The 20,536-nt window shown below is 60.0% G+C and carries 18 protein-coding genes and 1 pseudogene; 12 read left to right on the top strand and 7 right to left on the bottom strand.

What is annotated here, in order from left to right; translation table 11 throughout:
• The first annotated feature begins 28 nt into the window (after positions 1–28).
• The 5 genes from ACFR99_RS03680 to ACFR99_RS03660 all read left to right on the top strand — a co-directional run bounded on the left by ACFR99_RS03680 (position 29) and on the right by ACFR99_RS03660 (position 5,321).
• Positions 29–1,273 carry an ABC transporter substrate-binding protein gene (locus tag ACFR99_RS03680; RefSeq protein ID WP_390284486.1) on the top strand — a complete coding sequence of 415 codons (1,245 nt, stop codon included), beginning with the start codon at positions 29–31 and terminating at the stop codon, positions 1,271–1,273.
• Between the two features lie 7 nt (positions 1,274–1,280).
• On the top strand, positions 1,281–3,314 hold the full coding sequence (locus ACFR99_RS03675) for an ABC transporter permease (protein WP_390284484.1): 2,034 nt from the start codon (positions 1,281–1,283) through the stop codon (positions 3,312–3,314).
• The gene (locus tag ACFR99_RS03670; protein WP_390284482.1) at positions 3,307–4,074 is read left to right on the top strand and encodes an ABC transporter ATP-binding protein; all 768 of its coding nucleotides are present in this window, start codon (positions 3,307–3,309) and stop codon (positions 4,072–4,074) included. Before ACFR99_RS03675 ends, ACFR99_RS03670 begins: the two co-directional genes overlap by 8 nt.
• Positions 4,067–4,789: an ABC transporter ATP-binding protein gene (locus ACFR99_RS03665; protein WP_390284480.1), complete on the top strand. Its 723-nt coding sequence runs from the start codon at positions 4,067–4,069 to the stop codon at positions 4,787–4,789. The genes ACFR99_RS03670 and ACFR99_RS03665 overlap by 8 nt, the downstream gene beginning before the upstream one ends.
• A 133-nt stretch (positions 4,790–4,922) precedes the next feature.
• On the top strand, positions 4,923–5,321 hold the full coding sequence (locus tag ACFR99_RS03660; protein WP_390284478.1) for a universal stress protein: 399 nt from the start codon (positions 4,923–4,925) through the stop codon (positions 5,319–5,321).
• Between the two features lie 170 nt (positions 5,322–5,491).
• Here ACFR99_RS03660 and ACFR99_RS03655 read toward each other — a convergent pair whose 3' ends face one another.
• A complete protein-coding gene (locus tag ACFR99_RS03655; RefSeq protein ID WP_390284476.1) occupies positions 5,492–6,244 on the bottom strand; it encodes an IclR family transcriptional regulator in 753 nt (250 codons plus the stop codon).
• Positions 6,245–6,772: 528 nt separating this feature from the next.
• Positions 6,773–7,396: a rod-determining factor RdfA gene (rdfA, locus tag ACFR99_RS03650; RefSeq protein ID WP_390284474.1), complete on the bottom strand. Its 624-nt coding sequence runs from the start codon at positions 7,394–7,396 to the stop codon at positions 6,773–6,775.
• A gap of 224 nt (positions 7,397–7,620) precedes the next feature.
• Here rdfA and ACFR99_RS03645 point away from each other — a divergent pair, with 224 nt between their 5' ends.
• Both ACFR99_RS03645 and ACFR99_RS03640 read left to right on the top strand, forming a co-directional pair.
• Positions 7,621–9,564 (top strand): archaea-specific SMC-related protein, encoded by a 1,944-nt coding sequence (locus tag ACFR99_RS03645; RefSeq protein ID WP_390284472.1) that lies wholly within the window; start codon positions 7,621–7,623, stop codon positions 9,562–9,564.
• Positions 9,565–10,289: 725 nt separating this feature from the next.
• On the top strand, positions 10,290–10,760 hold the full coding sequence (locus ACFR99_RS03640; RefSeq protein WP_390284571.1) for a helix-turn-helix domain-containing protein: 471 nt from the start codon (positions 10,290–10,292) through the stop codon (positions 10,758–10,760).
• Between the two features lie 1,047 nt (positions 10,761–11,807).
• Here the strand turns inward: ACFR99_RS03640 and ACFR99_RS03635 are convergent.
• The 3 genes from ACFR99_RS03635 to ACFR99_RS03625 form a co-directional block, all read right to left on the bottom strand.
• On the bottom strand, positions 11,808–12,296 hold the full coding sequence (locus ACFR99_RS03635) for a universal stress protein (RefSeq protein WP_390284470.1): 489 nt from the start codon (positions 12,294–12,296) through the stop codon (positions 11,808–11,810).
• Complete coding sequence (locus ACFR99_RS03630) at positions 12,293–12,763, bottom strand: Hsp20/alpha crystallin family protein (protein ID WP_390284468.1); 471 nt, start codon at positions 12,761–12,763, stop codon at positions 12,293–12,295. The genes ACFR99_RS03635 and ACFR99_RS03630 overlap by 4 nt, the downstream gene beginning before the upstream one ends.
• 186 nt (positions 12,764–12,949) lie before the next feature.
• The gene (locus ACFR99_RS03625) at positions 12,950–14,671 is read right to left on the bottom strand and encodes an adenosylcobalamin-dependent ribonucleoside-diphosphate reductase (RefSeq protein ID WP_390284466.1); all 1,722 of its coding nucleotides are present in this window, start codon (positions 14,669–14,671) and stop codon (positions 12,950–12,952) included.
• 152 nt (positions 14,672–14,823) lie between these two features.
• Here ACFR99_RS03625 and ACFR99_RS03620 point away from each other — a divergent pair, with 152 nt between their 5' ends.
• The 4 genes from ACFR99_RS03620 to ACFR99_RS03605 all read left to right on the top strand — a co-directional run bounded on the left by ACFR99_RS03620 (position 14,824) and on the right by ACFR99_RS03605 (position 18,441).
• Positions 14,824–15,447 carry a hypothetical protein gene (locus tag ACFR99_RS03620; protein ID WP_390284464.1) on the top strand — a complete coding sequence of 208 codons (624 nt, stop codon included), beginning with the start codon at positions 14,824–14,826 and terminating at the stop codon, positions 15,445–15,447.
• A gap of 246 nt (positions 15,448–15,693) precedes the next feature.
• Entirely contained in the window at positions 15,694–16,008 is a 315-nt protein-coding gene (locus tag ACFR99_RS03615) for a hypothetical protein (protein ID WP_390284462.1), read from the top strand.
• A 151-nt stretch (positions 16,009–16,159) separates the two neighbouring features.
• Positions 16,160–17,497 (top strand): erythromycin esterase family protein, encoded by a 1,338-nt coding sequence (locus tag ACFR99_RS03610; RefSeq protein WP_390284460.1) that lies wholly within the window; start codon positions 16,160–16,162, stop codon positions 17,495–17,497.
• 122 nt (positions 17,498–17,619) lie between these two features.
• The gene (locus tag ACFR99_RS03605; RefSeq protein ID WP_390284458.1) at positions 17,620–18,441 is read left to right on the top strand and encodes a DUF2267 domain-containing protein; all 822 of its coding nucleotides are present in this window, start codon (positions 17,620–17,622) and stop codon (positions 18,439–18,441) included.
• Positions 18,442–18,507: 66 nt separating this feature from the next.
• Here ACFR99_RS03605 and ACFR99_RS03600 read toward each other — a convergent pair.
• Positions 18,508–19,023: pseudogene (locus ACFR99_RS03600) on the bottom strand (DUF2267 domain-containing protein).
• A gap of 167 nt (positions 19,024–19,190) precedes the next feature.
• Here ACFR99_RS03600 and ACFR99_RS03595 point away from each other — a divergent pair.
• Positions 19,191–19,847, top strand: coding sequence for an HAD family hydrolase (locus ACFR99_RS03595; RefSeq protein WP_390284456.1), 657 nt, complete (start codon positions 19,191–19,193; stop codon positions 19,845–19,847).
• 9 nt (positions 19,848–19,856) lie between these two features.
• Here the strand turns inward: ACFR99_RS03595 and ACFR99_RS03590 are convergent, their stop codons facing one another.
• Positions 19,857–20,498, bottom strand: a complete 642-nt coding sequence (locus ACFR99_RS03590; protein WP_390284454.1) for a dienelactone hydrolase family protein — start codon at positions 20,496–20,498, stop codon at positions 19,857–19,859.
• Between the last annotated feature and the right edge of the window lie 38 nt (positions 20,499–20,536).

The raw sequence follows: 20,536 nt of genomic DNA, 5'->3' as shown, positions 1-20,536 counted from the left end.
GTATTGGTGTGCAGTGGATAGCATACCCATGCGAGGGCCAATCAATGGAGACAGTAACAGTATCGTATCCGGTTCCTCACGTCGTACGTTCCTGTCGGCCGCCGGCGCAGCGGGCGCTGTAGCGCTCGCCGGCTGTGCCGGTGGCAGTGGGGAAGAAACGGTGACGATCGCAAGCCTCAACCCGATGAGCGGGGCCTACAGCTCACTCGGTCCGGCACAGCGTGATGGCGTCAAGCTGGCCGTCCAGCAGATCAACAACAGCGACGAGTTCGACTACGAGATCGATGTGGTGTACGACGATACCGAGACGGAGGCCGGAGCCGCGTCCCAGGCCGCCCAAGAAGTCGTCCAGCAGGAGCAGGCCGACTTCGTGTTCGGTGCGATCTCCAGTTCCGTCGCGCTGGGGATCAACGAGTTCGCCAGCGATGCGGAATTCGTTTACTTCCCAGGTGCGGCGGCCGTTCCGATCACGGGTGAGGAGTGCAACGAGTGGGTCTTCCGCTTCGAGACGAACACGGCCCAGATCGCCGAGGCGATTTCGGCGTACACAGTAAACGAGATCGGCTCGAACGTCTGGTTCCACATCGCCGACTACGCCTACGGGGATTCGGTCTACAACCGGACCAGAGAACGGATGCAGGACGCAAACAGCGACTTCACCGAGGTCGGGAAGACGGAATCTAGCCTCGGCTCCTCGAACTTCGGCTCGTACATCAGCCAGATCAGCGGGTCCGACGCCGACGCCGTCATCCTCGGCATGACCGGCGGAGATCTCGTCAACTTCGTCAATCAGGCCGCAGATCAGGGTCTTACCGAGGAGAAAGCGATCGTCGGTCCGACGATGTCGTTCAAGAGCGCACGTTCGGGGACGGGCGCCAGCGCGGTCGGCACTTACGGCGGCGTCCGCTACGATCCCTCGGTCGATCTCGGTGACAACCAGCAGTTCGTCGAAGCCTACCAGGAAGAACACGACGGCGTTCCCGGGAACTTCGAGCGGGTCGGTTACGAGTCCATTCGCCTGATGGTCCGAGGCATGCAAGAAGCTGGGAGTACCGACCCTGCAGACGTCAGGGACGCCCTCGAGGGCGGGACGTTCACGACGGTGCTGGGAGACATCACGCTTCGGGAGTCCGACCATCAGGCCACGAACCCCACCTGGATGGGCGAACTGATCGAAGGCGACGGCGACATGGCTGACGTGGACCTCCTCAGCAAGGTCGAGGGCGAGAACACGCTGCCGCCGGGCTCCGAGTTGGGCTGTGAACTGAACTAAAGTGACAATGACATTCGTAGCAGACCTAATCGAACAACTGATCAACGGCGTCACCCTCGGGATGGTGTACGTCCTGTTAGCTGCGGGACTGTCCATCATCTTCGGGGTCATGGACGTCATTAACTTCTCACACGGGGAACTGTTCGCCCTCGGTGCGTATTTCGCAATCAGTATCACTGGCACGCTCGGGGTCGGACTCGGGTTCTGGACGGCACTGGTCGTCGCACCGCTGCTGGTCGGTGTCGTCGGTGTCGCCATCGAACGCTTCACCATCCGACCGCTGTACGGCCGGAATCCCTTGTACCACATCCTCCTTACCTTCGGGCTCGTTCTCATCATCAACGACCTGATCAAGTTGGTCTGGGGGACCCAACAGCGAAATCTCGGAGTTCCGGGATATCTCAGCCAGCCGGTCGGCGTCGCGGGCATTCAGGTGTCCCTGTACAATTACTTCATGATCCTCTTCGCGGGGGCGCTTGCGCTCGGGATCTACCTGTTCTTGGAACGGACCAAGTACGGGATGATCGTCAGAGCCGGCTCACAGGACAGACAGATGGTCCGCAACGTCGGTATCGATATCGACAAGTACTATACGCTCGTGTTCGGTCTCGGTGCCGCGCTCGCGGCCGTCGGCGGGATCGTTCTCGGCGGCTACCAGAGCGTCAGTACCGGGATGGGGAACAGCGTCATCATCCCCGCGTTCATCATCGTCGTGCTCGGCGGACTCGGGAGTTTCCGCGGTGCCGTCTTCGGTGGCCTCCTCGTGGGTGTTATCCGCACGATGACGCGGACGTACGGCGGCGCGGAGTTCGGCGAGATCGCCGGTATCACTCTCTCACTGCCGGACCTGGAAGGGCTCACTATCTTCCTGTTGATGATTGCCGTCTTGCTAATCAAGCCACAGGGCCTGTTCGGGAATCCGGAGTTCCAAGACGAAGGCGGTGAAGAGGGCGACCTCCTGACCGGTGCCGGCGGCGGCGTGTTCACCGACAGTGTCCGGATGAAGCTCGGGGCGGCAGTGGTCGGCCTGCTGGCCATTGCCCCCTTCGCCATCCTCCTGACCGGCAGCGATTACTACATCATCCTCCTCAATCGCGTTCTCATCATGGCCATCTTCGCGCTGAGTCTGGACATCGTCATGGGTTACACCGGCCTCGTCCCGCTTGGCCACACGATGTTCTACGGCGTCGGCGCGTACGTGGCCGCGCTGGTGATGATCCACTACACGTCGTCGTTCGTCATCGCGCTCCTCGGTGCGATCGTCATCTGTGCGCTCATCGCGTGGATCGTCGGTAGTCTCTCGATTCGGGTCTCCGGCGTCTACTTCGCGATGATCACGCTGGCGTTCGCCGAGTTGTTCTACAACGCAGTATTCAAGTTCCAGTTCACCGGGGGCAGCGACGGGTTGCTCGGCTGGGACACGTTCTTCGGAATCGCCGGTATCGGTGCCGAACTCGGTGACATCGATCTGCTGATCGCCGGGTTCGAGATCACGCCGAACATCATCTTCTACTACACCGCGCTGATTCTGGCGGTCGCATCGCTCCTGTTCGCCCGTCGGTTCATGAACGCGCCGTTCGGGAGCGTTCTCCAGTCCATCAGCGAAGCCGAGGAACGCGCCAAGTTCATCGGCTACGACGTGACGAAGTACAAACGCCGCGCGTTCGTCATCAGCGGTGGGATGGCCGGAATGGCCGGCGGTCTCCTGGCTGTCAAGCCGAGTACGTTCATCATCTCGCCGGATCAGACCCTCGCGTGGATTCACTCCGGTGAGGTCATCGTGATGACGCTCCTGGGCGGTATGGGGACGCTCTTCGGACCGATGATCGGTGCCGGCGTCTTCATCGGTGCCGAGGACATCCTCTCGTCGTACACCGAGCAGTGGCGACTGGTGATCGGGACCATCTTCGTGCTGTTCGTGTTGTTCGTCCCACGTGGGCTCGTATCGATCCCGTCGCTGCTCGTTCAGCGTCGCCAGAGTACGGAAAGCGACAGCCCGTCAGTCGGGTTCGACGAATCGGAGGTGAACACGCATGACTGAGACGGTACTCGAAACGAACGGACTGACGAAACGCTTCGGTGAACTCACCGCCGTCGACCACGTCGACCTCGAGGTCGAGAAAGGCGAGTTCCGGAGCGTCATCGGCCCGAACGGCGCCGGCAAGACGACCACGTTCAATCTCATCACTGGCGCGCTCATCCCTTCCGAAGGGACCGTACGCTTCAACGGCACGGACATCACGAACATGCCGCCACACGAGCGCGTCCACCACGGCGTCGGCCGCTCGTTTCAGATCACCAACGTGTTCGGCGGTCTCACCGTCCGCGAGAACGTCCGACTCGCCGCACAAGCGATGTACGGCGACGAAATCAGTCGTCGAGAGGCGATGTTCCGCGACAAGGACTCGTTCGATGAATTGACCGATCGGACCACCGAAATCCTCGACAAGATCGGCCTTCGTGACCGTGCAGACGAGCACGCAGACACGCTCGCATACGGTGATCAGCGCCGTCTGGAAATCGGTCTCGTGCTCGCGACAGACCCAGAACTAGTGATGCTCGACGAACCGACCGCAGGGATGAGTAGCGAGGAAACGCACGAAACGATGGAACTCATCAGTGACGTCCTCTCGGACCAGTCGCTGATGCTTATCGAACACGATATCGATCTCGTCATGCGTGTCTCCGACCGGATCACCGTCCTGACTCGCGGGCAGGAGCTCGCGAGCGGGACACCGGAGGAGATCGCGGACAACGAGGACGTCCGCGACGCGTACCTCGGAGGTGCTCGCGATGAGTGATCCACTACTGTCGATACAGGACTTGCGTGCCGGCTATGATATGACCGAGGTGCTACAGGGGCTCTCGCTCGAGGTCGAGCGGGGCTCGGTCGTCTCGCTCGTCGGCCGCAACGGCGTCGGCAAGACGACGACGCTTCGATCGATCGTCGGCAACCTCACCCCGACCGGCGGCTCGATCCAATTCAACGGCGACGATATCACGACCCTCGAGACCGAGTCAACCATCAGGAAGGGGATCGCGTTCGTCCCGGAGGGACGCAGGGTGTTCCCCGGTCTGACGGTCCGTGAGAACATCGAGATGGGCCATATGGGTGTCGACGCGAGCGACGGGCCGTCGGTCGACGAAGTGATCAACATGTTCGAGAACCTCCAGGAGCGCGAGGACAGTTACGGATCGGTGCTCTCCGGTGGCGAACAGCAGATGGTCGCCATCGCGCGTGCACTGATCGCCGATCCCGACCTGCTCCTGCTCGACGAGCCGACCGAAGGGCTCGCACCGTACATCGTCAGACAGATCGAGGATATCATCGAAGATCTCAACGATCAGGGGATCACCGTCCTGGTCGTCGAGCAGAACATCCCAGTCGCACTCGGGGTGTCCGACTACACGTACATCCTCGAGAAGGGCCACATCGTCCACGAAGGACCGTCCGAGGACGTCAGTGAGAACGACGCGGTACTCGACGAGCACCTCGGCGTCGGGCTGGCCGACTAGCGGCTCGCTCCAGCGATACTGTTCGGACCGCCAGTCGCCGAGACCGGGTCGATCACGTCGATCCGATATCTCGACGCCCTCGTGCTGCGAGACGGGCGGTACTTATTTTAGAGCCGTCTGCGAATACGTGTTCATGAAAGAGATCGTACTCGGTATCGATCAAAACGTCGAACGTGCAGCCGCCCAGGCCGAGACTGTTATCGACCTGTTCGACATCGACAACATCCGTGCGTACCTGCTCCATGACTTCGTTGACAATCCGGAAGGTGCGTCCGTCACACAGGTCGACGCCGTAAAACGAGCACAGGAACACCTCGAAGACGCAGGCGTGACGGTCGAACTGCGAGAGGGGAGCGGCGACCCGGCAGAGTCGATTCTCGAAACCGCCGAGGAACTCGACGCCGATGCGATCTGTGTCGCCGGGCGTAATCGATCCCCTGCGGGCAAGATGCTGTTCGGGAGTGTGACCCAGTCGGTCGTGCTGAACACCGACCGACCGGTTCTCATCTGCAGCGAAGCGGAGACGGCATAGCAGGTCCGTCCGCTTACCAGCGATCCGTCGCCAGTGACAACTTCGATAACACACGGCACCCAGTATTCGAGAGAATAGAACGTCACTCGAAGCGAATAATTGCCGCTATCGCTGGGGAGGGATAGTGAAAGGAACGAATCCGCCTTCGGTGCCCGTTCGAGTAAGTAGAACTAACGGTACGAGAGATTGACGCGGAGTTCGCCCGCGATACCCCGGACGAGGTTTGCGAGTTCGTTTTCGACACGGTCGCTGTCGAGGCGGTTAGATGGACCCGAGATGCTGATCGCTCCGTAGGAGTTCCCGGCATTGTCCGTGATCGGGGCGCCGACACCGGAGACGCCCTGCAGGAACTGCTCGGAGCCGTACGCGACGCCCCGGTCCCGGATCTCCTCGAGTTCAGCCTCGAGGTCCGCGCGGGTTTTTCCGTTGCCGAGCGGGTAGTCGTAGCTATCCAGGATCTCCGCCCGTCGAGTTGCTGGCAGGTTCGCGAGGATCGCCTTTCCTGCCGCTAGCTGATACAGTTCGATGTGATGTCCGATCCGAGCGTTGGTTTGAATGCCGTGTTTTCCCACGGACTTGGCGATGAACACGGCCTTCCCGTTTTCTTCGACGGTCCACCAGGCTTTCTCGTCCGTCTCGTCGGCGAGTTCGTCGAGTTTCGGAAGCACCTCGTCGTACATCTCCTGGGTCTCCTGAACCATCATTCCCATATCGAGCACCTTGAGGCTGAGACGGTACTCCTGCGAGTCGTTCTGGACGACGTAGCCTCGGTCCTTGAGCGTCGAGAGGTGAACGTGTACGGTGCTCTTTGGCATACTCACTGCGTCGGCGAGCTCCGTTACGCCGGCGGACGTGTGCTCTTTGAGTGCTTCCATGATATCGAGCATCCGTTCGTCCGAGCTGACCGTGTTGTTCTTTCCCATAAAACGGAAAACGGACTCGATACCAATAATGTTGTTCATTGTCGTTGAATCTACCGGGAATCACATCGACATACCTTGTCCGACGCGTTCAGGTAGGCGAGATTCCAGCGATATACAATCATAACTGTCTTCTCTCACAACTAGTACGGAACAACAGAGAACAGAAATCACGAGACGGAACCGAGATCCTGTGGAGAGAGTGTTACAAACGTCTCCTTCATTCGATTTACTCGAACGGATCCGGCGGACGATCCCTGGAGAAGAGGCCACGTTGCTCTCCAGATGGGCTCGAGAGTGCGTCTAGTGGGATCACTTGCGATTGAGAGACGTACCCAATATGAACTATGTTAGTGTGTAACCACACACCATTCATCAGGAATGAACAGTCGGGAACAGTTTCGACGAACGATATTTACCCGCGAGCACCACCCATTACACACCTATCTTTGTAATCCAGATGTCCTGAACGAGGTCGGTACCGACCACAAGACAGCTACTAACGGACCCTGGGATCAGCAGGGTGAGCGCTTATTCCTCAGTGTCACACTCACACCCCCCATCACTAAGCAGTTCAGTGAGGTTCTTGTGGGTCCCACAGTCAGTGCAGTGGACGTTAATCTCGACGAAGATATCGAATGAACCGAGTGTGAGCGTGTCCGTCTCTCTGAGATTCGAGAGCGTCGTCTCTACGACGGCGATGAGCCGGCCGCGAAGCCCGTTGATTGTCTGTCGAGCGGACTCGATTCGATCACCGGTCTCGGTCCCTTTTTCGACACCCCGTCCTTTTGTCAGGTACGTGTGGATTGCCTGGTGCGTGACGAAGTCGTTCTCTATCTGTTCGACATCAACGCCGTCGCGCTCGAGTGTTTTCCGGACGCGAGTTTGCTCGCCCCGACTCACGTCGTCGTCGGTGAGGGCGCGATAGATCGTCTCGATATCGCCGCTGAAGCGTTGCTGTGACGTTCCTGCGAGCGCACTGCGAAGCACTTCTTTGTTGAAGTACTCTGCGAGTTCACGGAGGCTGTAGGAGTCTCTCCCGTCGCCAACCCAGTATTCTTCGAGTTCACGTCCCATCCCGTCGAGCGAATACCGATCGATTACCTTTCCGACTTTGTATCTGGGGGTGCCGTTCGAATCCGAAGCATCAGCCATTATCAAGACCTATTCGGCCAGGAATACTAAAGTGTGTTCGTTGGCCGCTCCAGTGAGACTAGCTTCGCTCGAAATAACTCAAAAATATTTCATTACCGGAGTACGTTAAGTTCTGTATTGGCGATGAGTCTCCGCCGCTGAGCGGGAACTGCTGGTGTCGAAACGACGAACGCCTTCCTACTGCTATGTAAAAATTTATCAGCGAACGGCCCGAACATGAACGTATGGAACAACACGGAATGATTCGTGAGACTGGAACGATACACGCCGAGAACATCGGTGGAATCGAAGAGACGACGGTCGAGTTCTCTCCGGGAGTGACGATTCTCGAGGGTCGGAACGCGACCAACCGGACGTCGTTCCTCCAGGCGGTGATGGCGGCGCTCGGCAGCGAAAACGTCTCGATCAAAGGTGACGCGGACGAAGCGTCCGTCGAACTCACGCTCGGTGACGAGACGTATACCCGGACGCTGAGCCGACGGTCCGGTACCATCGTTTCCGACGGAGAACCGTATCTCGAGGATCCAACGCTCGCTGATCTGTTCGCCTTCCTGCTCGAGTCGAACGAGGCTCGTCGGGCCGTTGCCGCGAGCGATGACCTGCGGGAACTCATCATGCGGCCGGTCGACACTGACGCCATTCACTCCGAAATCGATCGCCTCGTCGAGAAGCGCCGCGACCTCGAACGCGAACTCGACGAGATCGACGATCTCAAAGGTGAGCTCCCCGGGCTGGAGGAGAAGCGAACGCAGCTCACACAGGAAATCGAAGCGAAGAAGGACGAACTCGCGGAGAAAGAAGCGGAGCTACAGGAAGCCGACGCCGATGTCGAAGAAACGCGCGAGGAGAAATCCGCCCTCGAGGACAAACTCGACGAGCTGCGCTCGAAGCGAAAGCAACTCGACGACATTCGTTACGATCTCGAGACGGAACGCGAGAGCCTCGAAGCGCTCAACCGCGAACAGCAGGAACTCGAAGACGAGCAAGCCGACCTTCCCGAAGCGCCAGTCGGCGAAATCTCGGAGATCGAGTCGGAGATCAGCCGGCTCCGAGAGCAAAAGCAGACTCTCGAGACGGAGGTCAGCGAACTCCAGAGCGTCATCGGATTCAACGAGGAGATGCTCGAAGACGCCGATACGGGTGCGCTCGAGACGCTCTCCGGAGGTTCGACGGAAGACGTCACCGAGCAGTTGCTCCCGAGCGACGACGTGACCTGCTGGACGTGTGGAAGCGAGGTCGAAAAACAGCAGATCGAATCGACGATCGATCAGTTACGGCAGGTCAGCCGGACCAAATTCGACGACGTAAACGAGTTGGACGACGAGATCGACGACCTAAACGAGAAAAAGAAATCGCTCCAGCAGTCCCAGCGGGAACGTGACCGCATCGAACGGCGCCTGTCGGATCTGGAGCGGGAAATCGAGCGCAGCGAGAACACGATCGACGAGCTGCAAACGCGACGCGAGGAGATCACCGACGAAATCGAGACAGTCGAAGCGGAGGTAGAGGAGTTAGAAAACGAAGACTACAGTGCCATTCTGGACCTCCACAAGGAGGCAAACCAGATCGAATACGAGCTCGGAAAACTCGAAAACGACCTCGAGCGCGTCGAGAGTCGGATCGAAGAGATCGAAGAGCGTATCGCCCAAGCGGACGACATCGAAGCCCAACGCGACGAGATCAAAGCCGAAATCGAGGACCTTCGAACGAAGATCGAGCAGATCGAGGAAAACGCGGTCGAGGAATTCAACGAGCATATGGACACCGTCTTGGAGATGCTCGGATACGCGAATCTCGATCGTATCTGGATCGAACGCGTCGAACGCGATGTGCGTGAGGGCAGGCGGAAAGTAACGAAGTCAGTCTTCGAGCTGCACGTCATCCGCACTTCCACGTCGGGTGCGGCGTACGAGGACACTGTCGATCACCTCTCGGAGAGCGAACGGGAAGTAACGGGACTCATCTTTGCACTCGCTGGCTATCTCGCACACGAGGTGTACGACGACGTCCCGTTCATGCTACTCGATTCGCTGGAAGCGATCGACTCCGAGCGGATCGCAACCCTCGTAGACTACCTCACCGAGTATACGGGCTACCTGCTCGTCGCATTGCTCCCGGAGGACGCCGCAGCCCTCTCCGACGAGTACGAGCGAGTAACCGAAATCTAGGCCGCTCCATCGGCTTCGTTCTCCGTCCGGTTCGCGTTCGTGCAAGCCTCAAACGATTGTCCGACGGATCGTTCGACATCCCGCGTTGTCGTCTCGGACCCCCCGTTCAGTTGATCGCTACGAGTCAGCGTCTGTCCGCGGAGTATCCTCGAGCAAGGTCGAGTATAACTAGTGACAGCCATTTACTAGGTTGATTTTTGATGGACGACATGCATCTATGTATTGAATTAATAGTTCGATAGATTCGAACAGGATTGCACATCGTCTCGATCGTAACTGGGAGCCGTGTTTTGATCGTATAGAACGCGGGCATGTTCCATCGCCGTGGCAACTTCGAGAGGTTCCATCAGGTGACGTTACAGTATTGCGAACGTAAAGCGAGCCTTCGTAGTGGTTCGTTGAGTGACGGCTGTGAATCGATGTCGCAGTTGCGACGGTACAGGTCACATCGATAGTAACCGAGAGGTGAATAGTAGCATACTTCGTTACATATTTACTCGGAGATCGGACGTCGAGACGACAAATCGGGATCATATCGTCCCTGAAGTTCGGGGATCGGATCTTGAATCGAAACTCGAGTTCGAATATATGAAACTAGATTCATACTCAGATACCAGTTTGGCTGTTCCGAACTACTGTATCTCATCGCCGCATTTGCTACTACTAATGACTGGGAGTGACCCCGATCGTGTCCGGACGACAGAACAGTCACTACAGATAATCAAATAATTCAATCATTCGACGGGGCGACGTTAGCAGAGCTCGTCGACCACTTTGATCTGGCAAAGCGTAGCGTCCAACCCCACCTGACGACGCTTCGACACCACGGATACGTCGTTAAAGAAGGCAAACAGTACCATATCGGACTCAAGTTCTACAACCGAGGAGAGTACGCCCGTTCGCGGAAACAAGCATATCACCTCGCCGCCGAGGCCGTCCGAGACATTGCGGACACGACGAACGAGGAGGTCGACTTCCTCGACGCCAACGATGGGAAGGCGCTCACAGTCTACGAGTTGGAAGCGCAACTCGTGACAACGGCACTCGAGTCGGTGGACCGGTGGGTTCGATTTTATCGAACTATATTGTACAGGATCGACTCGAATAGTCAAAGTTCTCCCCTACGAAGGTCTTTTAGGATGCGAAAGAAGAGGTCGTTGATGCGGTTGACAACAATCTCGAAACACTGTTCATAGCAAAAATAGACCATGCAAGCAGTGATATCACAGTATCAAGGTAGATCGTGTGGTGTGCGGAGCGACACCGCGCGAGCGGATACGATTGGGTGTCTATCTCTATCGACTAGTATTACCATTTTTGTATACCGATGAAATATTAGAGGGTTTCAGTATTAAACGGCCGAGATTGGCGATTCAGAATCCGATACAAAAGGCCGATCTCCAGCCATTAGTCGAGAAATAGTCGGACCCGGTCATGATAAATAAGATAGTAGTCCAGATAGACCATCAGCGCTGCTGGCCGTACATTGCTGCCGATCCCAAAGCAAACGAAGTCCGTCACGGTAGGTCCTACTCAGTACATACGACCGTACTTACAGAGATTTCTGAACGAACGCGACAAGAAATATGGCGTTGGAGACGTTCTATTTGATACGAAAACATAGAAATTGGACCGCCGTCAAAATGTGAGATGGGCCACAAAAGAACGCACCTATTTAGAAATTGTCCCAGAAACCTGGATCCAGCAACCGCTGGAACATGATTACAGAGTGTACTATTGTATTGATCTCGCAACGAGTACGTTAAAATCGGATTGCTGTCCGGTTGGATTCGCTGCCGTAGCCGTCCATGCGGCGACGCTCGATACCGACGAGGACGTCAGCCAGTCGGGCGTGGGCGACGCGGCCGAATCAACGAGGTCACTATCCGAAACCGGTACCAAGAACTGCTTGAGGCCGACGACCGTGTGATGGAATGATAGCGACCGTTCCGCCACCTCGAGCGCCACCGTTTCAGGGAAGCGATCCCTGTTATCCGGGTGAAAACTCCGCAGCGACCGCGTATCGGGACCTGTTTTCGGTACGGGGACCACAGCCGTGTACACCAGTATCCGTTCCCCTCACGTTCAACACCACCAGCTATCGCTTTCCCCGCAAAGACCGAGACGGGCCGAGAACACCGGCTTCCCTTTAGCTCGACTGCGGACAGCAGACTTCTTCGAGAACGCCGACAGTGCCCCGCGTTAGTCGCAGAGCCTAAAAAACTGAAAGCGATGCGAGCAATTCATCTCGTTTCGCCAGGATAGTCGCCGCTCGCTTCGATCTCTTGGACCGCCGTCGGCGAGAAATATCTGACGATATGAACGTCGTACGTGGCGTCTTCGGCGACGTTCCCCGCGACGCTCGTGACCGGTGTCACGATCTGGCCCGCGTTGTCGCTCCCGAGAAAGACGACCGACGGCCGCTCGTCGTCGGCGACCCGCTGAAGCTCTGTCGCGATACCGCTGGAAGCGGACGTAGGCGATCGCTCGTACCGGAACGACGCTTCGGGGGCGATATTGACGACCTGTTCGTGGATGAAACTGGCAATCGTCTGGACGTCGAACTCCTCGTCCTTCTCCAGCCAGTTCTTCTCACGAGCGTACCGTTCGTCGTCTTCCGGAATGACGGCGACCGCGACGACGTCCTCGTCGAGCGCGTCGGCGTACTCGGTGGCGCGTGTCAACGCCGCGTCCGCGAGGTATGACTCGTCGTACGAGACCAGAAACGTCACTCCGATTCCTCCGTCCGGATCTCGATCGTCTCGCCGTCGAGTTCGCCTGGTTCAGTCTTGGGAAGGGTGATTGTGAGGACGCCGTTCTCGTATTTCGCTTCGACGGCGTCTTCGTCGACCGGTTCCGGGAGCCGGATGGACCGGTGCATGCGTCGCGTGCGTTCGCTCTTGATGTAGCGCTCGTCCCCTTCCTCCCGCTCTGCTTGTTCGTGCTCTGCGGTGATGTGCAACGTCTCGTCCGAAAGCCGAAGGTCGATGTCTTCGCTCTCGAATCCCGGGACGTCGGCCGTCAGTATGAACTTGTCGCCGCGATCGGCAAGGTCCACGCCGATACCGCCTGTCGCGATACCACTTTGCGGGACGTCGAACTGTTCTCCGTCCCACCTGTTTACCATCTCTTCGAATTGTTGTCGAAGTTGTTCGAACTGCCGTTCGAGGTTCCGAAGCGGGTTTCTATCCATGCTCATCTTGTGATCAGGGGCTTGCCCCGGACTGACTCCAACGACCCTCTATATAAATGCTTCACAGCGTCCGATATCGCCCGAAGCCGTTCGTCGACGGGCGGACGCCTCGAACGTTCGATCGTCGCATCCGACGCGCTGGCAACCCCGCAGTCGATAGGCTCAGTGCCACTCCGGTACTCGTTCGTCGCATCAGGGAGAGATGTAGTCACATTCGCCTGCACACTCCTCCTGGAGTGGTGTCTCGCCGAGCACTTGTTCGGATCTGGCCCCACTCCGAAAGACGGTGATTCCCTTGACCCCGAACTCCCGTGCAGTGAGGAAGACGTCTTTGACGTCCTCAACGGACGCCGATCGTGGCAGGTTCACCGTCTTGCTCACGGCGTTGTCGACGTGTTCCTGAAACGCGGCCTGAACGCGGAGATGGCCATCGGCGGGCACGTCGTGGGCCGTGTGAAACAGCTGCTTCACGTCGTCTGGGATCTCCTCGACGTTCTGGATCGAGGTCCGATCGTGGAGCTCTGCCATGAGTTCCTCGGCGTAGAACCCGCGTTCTTTCGCGAGATCGACGAACCGGTCGTTGACGATCTCGAGTCCCCCCATCACCTGCTTCGTGTAGGCCACGTTGTAGATCGGTTCGATACTGGCCGAGCAGCCTGCGATCAGCGAGATCGTTCCCGTGGGGGCGATGGTCGTGGTCGTCGCGTTTCGCATCGGCTCCGCCCGGGTAGAGTCCTCCCACGCCGGAAACGGCCCGCGCTCATCTGCCAATTGCCTCGACGCCGCCCACGATTCGTCGTGGATGAACGACATCAGCTCGCCTGCGAACTCGACGGCCTCGCGGGAGTAGTACGGAATCCGGAGATCGACGAGCATATCGTGAAAGCCCATCACGCCCAGTCCGAGCTTGCGGGTCGCCGTCATCATCTCCTCGATCTCGGAAACCGGAAAGTCGGACAGCACGATGGCGTTGTCCAGAAATCGGACGCCCATGTGGACGGTCTCGCGAAGTTTGTCCCAGTCGACTGCCTCGCCGTCGGTATGTCGGGCGAGGTTGATCGAGCCGAGGACGCACGCCTCGTAGGGGAGCAGCGGGACTTCGCCACAGGGATTGGTCGCCTCGAGTCGACCGAGCTGCGGTGTCGGGTTGTGTTCGTTGATCGTGTCGAGAAAGAGAAGCCCCGGATCGCCGGTTTCCCAGGCTGTTTCGGCGGCCAAGTCGAGGACGTCGTCGGGGTCTGCCTGTCCCACGACCTCGTCCGTCCGCGGATTGACGAGGTCGTAGGGCTCGCCGGCGTCGTATGCCTCCCAGAACATCGCGTCCGTCGCCACCGAGAGGTTGAAGTTCCGGAAGGCGCCCGTCCCTTCCTTGGCGGTGACGAACATTTCGACGTCGGGGTGGGACGCGTCGAGAACGCCCATGTTCGCCCCGCGTCGACGGCCGCCCTGCTTGATCTGTTCGGTGGCCGCGTCGAAGATCCGCATAAAGCTCACCGGCCCCGAGGCGACTCCACCCGTCTTCTTGACGACGTCTCCCTCGGGACGGAGGTTCGAAAACGAGAACCCGGTGCCGCCGCCGCTCTGGTGGACGAGCGCGGCCTGCTTGAGCGCGGTGAAGATCGACTCCAGCGAGTCCTCGACCGGCAGCACGAAGCAGGCGGCGAGTTGCTCGAGTTCCGTCCCAGCGTTCATCAGTGTCGGTGAGTTCGGGAGGAACTCGAGGGCCGTCATCGCCTCGTAGAACGTCCGTCCGGTCGCCTCGACGTCCCCGTCGAACCGTCCCTCGGCCTGTGCGAGCGTTTCCGCTACACGACGGAACATCCCTGCCGGCGTCTCGACGACGTTCCCGTTCTCGTCCCGTCGGAGGTATCGTCGGCGAAGGACCGTCTCGGCGACGGAGTCGAGCGAATCCATAGGTCTCTTTCGACGTGCAAATACTAAGAGATTGACTGTGTTCCGACGCAACCGCGGGCGGTCGGCGGTTGCGGCGATAACGACTCACTGCCATCGTGTCCCTGACGAGTGCAGGCGTCACTGCCTTATCCTGCTTACTGGTAGTCCCTGTTATGTGTGCACTGTTTACGGCTGACGATGTCGGCAAGTCCGTCGAGAGCGACGACGGGGAAGAGATCGGCGTTATCGCTTCGGTAGACGGCACTGTCGCCTACGTTCAGCCGGGCGCCGACGCCGTCGACTCGACAGCTGTCACCGAGCGACTGCGACAGCTAGACCTGGATTCCGTCCGCGAGATCACCGAGGAGGCCGTCCGACTCGAGGACGACCTGCCGATCGAGGACCAGGCGGTCGACGGAGAACGATATCGCGGCCTCGAGGCGGATCCGATCGAATTGGCCGGCAGCGACGGAGATCCCGTCACGCCGGACGAGTTCACCGCTGAGCAGGACGAGGACATGGAACCGACCGACGCTGCCGTCGAGCCGGACGAGGATATGGAGCCGACGGATGCAGCCGTCGATCCGGACGTCGATCTCGAACCGACCGACGAGCCGCGCCGAACCGACCCAGAGGTCGAGCCGACCGACGTCAGCGATTCGGAGTCGACCGACGGCGAGTCGACTGCTCGAAACGAACAGCGGGCAGAACTCGAGGATAGACCCGAGCAGAAGCAGCCGACGGTCCGCAAAGACGAGACGGACGAGGAGACCGAAAGTGAGGACGAAGCGCAGTAACGGTCGCGCCGGGGGCTCCGTTCGTCGGTTGTTGTCGGGTTCTCGTGGTCACCCGGCGTCGGGAGTGATAATGTGGCTGTGACCGTGCTCCGACGCAACCGTACGGCGATCGGCGGTTGCGACGGTAACGGCTCACAGCCATCGTTGTGAGGCGACGAGACGGCCGAAACCTGACCGAGAACGCTGAAGAATCCTGGATACCTGACATACGAAAAGACAATTGACCTCTTCGTGATACGACTACGTATGGTTGAAACAGAGTGGCTGGAACTCGGTGGAACGGAAGTACAGTACGGCGACCACACGTGGGAGCTCACCGGCACGGTCGACATCTCACAAACGGGTGATATGCTGGCGGTCGAAGCGAAGCAAGTAGACGACGTCCGGCAACGGACGGCCGTCCTTCGGTTCGAACTGCAGGACGGCGCGCCCTCGCTGAACCCGGGCAATCTCGGCTCTCATTTCGACAGGCTCGAGCGAACAGGCGACACGCAGTATCTCGTCGTCAAAACGGAACCGCGAACGTATCGATACGAACTCCAGGGGCTCGAGTACGAATGACTGCCGACGAGTCACCCGCCGTGGCTCGGGGGCCGCCCGTCGTGGACCGCTCGACGGAGATCGGCGATCGTTACCACCTGCGGTGGCGCGCCACGGCCGGGACACGGACGCACTGTTCAATGAGCGAACCCGACCGAACTCGGACGAACACATGACCGAAATCCAAGACAGAGCATCGTGGCGCGAACCCACCGAAACCGAAGCCGCCGTTGCCGACGTTCGATCAGTCGGCCACGACCTGGACAACCCCGATGATCTGGACCGACTGGTCGACCGATTCGGTGACCGAACGTACGTGCTGATCGGGGAGGCCTCCCACGGGACCTCGGAGTTCTACCGCTGGCGCTCGCGGCTGACCGCTCGCCTCATCCAGGAGCGGGACTTCTCGTTCGTCGCCGTCGAGGGCGACTGGACGGACTGCTACGAGGCCAATCGATACGTCAAGGGTCTCCCGGAGTCCCCTGAAACCGGCCGCGAGGTTCTGGAAACCTTCGACCGGTGGCCGAACTGGATGTGGGCGAACTGGGAAGTCCTCGAATTCCTCGACTGGCTCGAGGTCCACAACCAACTCCGCGACGAGGACGACCGGGTCGGCTTCTACGGGCTCGACGTCTACAGCCTGTTCGAGTCCCTGGAAGCGGTCGTCGACTACCTCGAGGACGTGGACCCGGACGCCGCAGCCGAAGCGAGGGAGGCGTACCGGTGTTTCGAACCCTACGGCGAGGACGCCCAGGAGTACGCCCAGGCGCTCAGAATGGTCCCCGAAACCTGCGAGGACGAAGTCCTCGAGACGTTGACCCAGCTCCAGGAGGCAGCCCCGGCGTACGACCACGGTCGGGACGACTACTTCAACGCCGAACAGAACGCACTCGTCGCGAAGAACGCCGAACAGTACTACCGGGAGATGGCTCGCGGCAACACCGATTCGTGGAACATCCGAGACCGACACATGGTCGAGACGCTCGAGCGCCTCCAGAGTCACTACGGGCCGGATTCGAAGGGGATCGTCTGGGCACACAACACCCACGTCGGCGACGCTCGAGCGACGGATATGGAACAGCGCGGACGGCTCAACATCGGTCAACTCGTCCGCCAACACGAGGGGCCGTCGGACACGGCGTTGATCGGCATGGGGACGTATCGTGGGACCGTCATCGCCGCGGAGTCGTGGAACGCGCCGATGGAAGAGCTGACAGTGCCACCAGCACGGCAGGGCAGCTACGAGCACGTCTTCGATCGGGCCGGTGGGCACGATCAGTTCTTGGTGACTGATGATCTCGACGACGATACAGCACTCAGCCAACCCCGGGGGCATCGCGCGATCGGCGTCGTCTACCATCCCGACCGGGAATCCGGCAACTACGTGCCGACCGTCCTTCCCGATCGCTACGACGCGTTCATCCACCTCGACGAAACGAGTGCGCTCCATCCGCTCGTCCAGCACGCCGATCGAACGCACGTCCCGGATCTCTATCCGTGGGGGCTGTGAGCTACTGATCCTCCGTTTCGCTCGCGGCCATGAGCCGACCGCGAGGAATCCCCACCGTGGGTACCAGCTAGAACTAATCGTGTCGCGGTGGTCGGTAGCCGAACAGGACGGTGATTTCACACATGGACGATCAAGAATTCATCACGACCGTTCGTCGACGGGCGAACCTCGAGTCAGACGCAGTCGCCCGATCGGTGACAATGGCAACGCTGCAGACGCTCGGCGAGCGACTCACGATGGGGGAAGTCGACGATTTGGCGGTGCAGCTCCCGGAATCACTCGCCGATGCGTTGCGCGAGCACGGAGAGGTTCCGGGGGATTTCTCGTTCGACGAGTTCCGCTCCCGAGTGGACGACCGGGCGAATATCGAGGGCGACAGTCCGCCGACCCTCGTGCGAGCAGTCGGCGTCACCCTCGCCGAGGCTGTCGGCGCCGAGTTGGACGACGCTCGCGCACAGCTTCCCCCAGCGTACGACCGCCTCTTCTGGATGGCCGACCCCGAGGAGTTCCTGGGGACGGTTCGCCGCCACACCGATCTCGAGTCGCGGGCGGCGGCCCGAGACACGACGATCGCGACCCTGCGGGTCCTCGGCGAGCGGCTCACTCACGGCGAGGCCAGACAGTTGGCCGTCTACCTGCCCGACGCGTTCGCAGCCGCCCTCGAAACGTCAGAAACGCCGGCGACGGACTACGATATCGTCGAGTTCGTTGACCGGGTTGCCGAGCAGGAACGGACCGAAAGTGATGAGTCGGAGCTGGCCGACCGGATCACTGACGACGGCGAAACCGACACCGGCGAGGTGAGAGACCACGTGCGGGCGGTGATGGCGGCACTCGCCGACGCCGTCCCGCCGGCGGAGTTCGATGACGCGCTCCAGCAACTCCCTGACGCGTACAGTCCACTTCTCGAACTGGTCGATCGGGCGGACGGCTCGGCAGCGTGAGTCCGCGATGCGGCTGCCGACGAGTGGCCTCTCGTCGGCCCTGCCGCGACGGTTCGGCGTAGTCGCTCATTCCGATTCGCCGTCGGTCGACTCCTCGTCCGCTGACTCGATAGTAGCTTGCCCCGTCGCGTCGAACTGTGGGCCGCCGCCGATCTGTGCTTCCTGGGCGTCGCCCCAGCCGCCACCGTCGACTACCTCGAACAGCTTGCGCCAGTTCTCGTCGGCTTCGCTCTCGGGCAGCTGATTGCGGAGTTGCTGGAAGTCCGACGGGGGGACCGCAGTTTCGATGAGGTCGACGACGACTCGTGCATGGTACGCTGCCTCTGACGGGTCGATCTCTTCGATCTCGCTGACGCGCTCGACGAACTCCTGCCAGTCGAATCGCTGACCGTGTTCCTGGACGGCACCGGTTAGATACCACTTGATCTCGAGCGGGAGCGACCCGGCGAGATCGTTGGCGTTCCCCTCTGGAATTCGCTGGCCAAGTGTCATGAGGGTCGCCCGGATCGCTCACACTGCGCGGCCAGTATCGGGGAACTCGAGTCGATGCTGAACCGTGCCGGTGAATTCGTCGAAATCCATACAGCTCCGTTTGAGAGCCAGCGATGTTAAGCTATGTAGTGTCATTATCTCCGGACATAACGACGCACCCACGTGCGACGAAGTGCGCTGGATCGGCCTCGACGGTCGCAGCCGGATGCGATGTGGACGGGTGGGGTATTATCGGACCAGCCGACGAACAGGCAGCCATGACACTCGTTGCCTTCGATTTCGACGACACGCTCTCCCAATCAGACCTGAGTATCCTCCTCGGGAGAGAGTACGACGTCGCAAGCGAGATGCGTGGCCTCCTCGAGCAGGGACTCCGTGACGAGACCGATTTCGAGACCAGCCTTCGAGAGCGTGTCTCGCTGCTCGAGGGGATGCCGGAACGCCGCATCGAATCCGCGTTCGATCGATGTCGGTTGCGCGACGGCGCCGCCGAGTTGATCGTGGACCTGCGACGATCCGACGTGGTCGTCGCGATCGTCACGGGTGGTTTCGAACGGGGCGTCGAGACGACGCTGGATCGAGCTGGGGTCGCGGTCGATCACCTTGTGGCGAATCGGCTCGTATTGGAAAACGGGGCGCTGACGGGCGACGTTGAAGGCCCCGTGCTGGACGACGCGAAAGATCAGCCACTGGGGGAGCTCGCCGTCACCTCCGGTGACAGCCTCGACCGGACAATCGCGGTCGGTGGCGGGGTCACGGATCTCCCGATGCTTCGGGCCGCCGGAACTGCCATCGGATTCGAACCGGAACCGGTCGTCGAGCAGTACTGCGATCACGTCGTGACGTCGATGCAAGAACTTCATCTCCACTTCGATCAGCACGACGTCATCGACGTGGACGGGAGCGAACGCTGATTCGATCTTTCACTGCAGGTGCTCGGCGAACCAGTCGGCTGCCACGTCGGCGACTTCCTCGAGTTGTCCTTCTCCCTCGAAGAGATGCCCTGCCCCCTCGACGACGTGGAGGTCCTTCTCGCAGGTGAGGTGGTCGAGGGCCTCACGGTTGAGGTCGAGTACTTGTGTGTCGTTCCCACCGACGATGAACAGGGTCGGTGCCCGAACCTCGTCGAGTACCTCGGACGCCATGTCGACACGGCCGCCGCGCGAGACGACCGCATCGACATCGCCCTGCAGGCGCGCCACGCCCCGAAGCGCGGACGCAGCACCCGTACTGGAGCCGAAGTACCCGATGTTCACGTCGGGGACGTCCTCGCGATCCCACAGCCACTCGGTGACCGCGACGAGACGGTCAGTTAGTAACGGGATGTCGAACCTGTTCTCACGGTACTGATCCTCCGCTTCGGTGAGCAGATCGAACAACAGGGTCCCAAGGCCTCGATCGCGGATGACGTCCGCGACGAAGTTGTTGCGCGGACTCTTTCGACTGGACCCGCTCCCGTGAGCGAAGACGACCACACCGGGTGCATCCGCCGGTATTTCGAGCATGCCCTCGAGTTCTACGTCATCGGCGGGGATTGACACGAGCGTTTCCGACTGATGTGCCATACCCCTCTGACACTAGCAGGGGCTTTAGAGGAGGGGGC

The organism is Haloarchaeobius amylolyticus (assembly GCF_042678045.1).
GTDB classification, from domain to species: domain Archaea; phylum Halobacteriota; class Halobacteria; order Halobacteriales; family Natrialbaceae; genus Natrinema; species Natrinema amylolyticus_A.
Note: the sequence above shows the minus strand (reverse complement) of the source record. Positions and strands in the feature narration are given on the sequence as shown.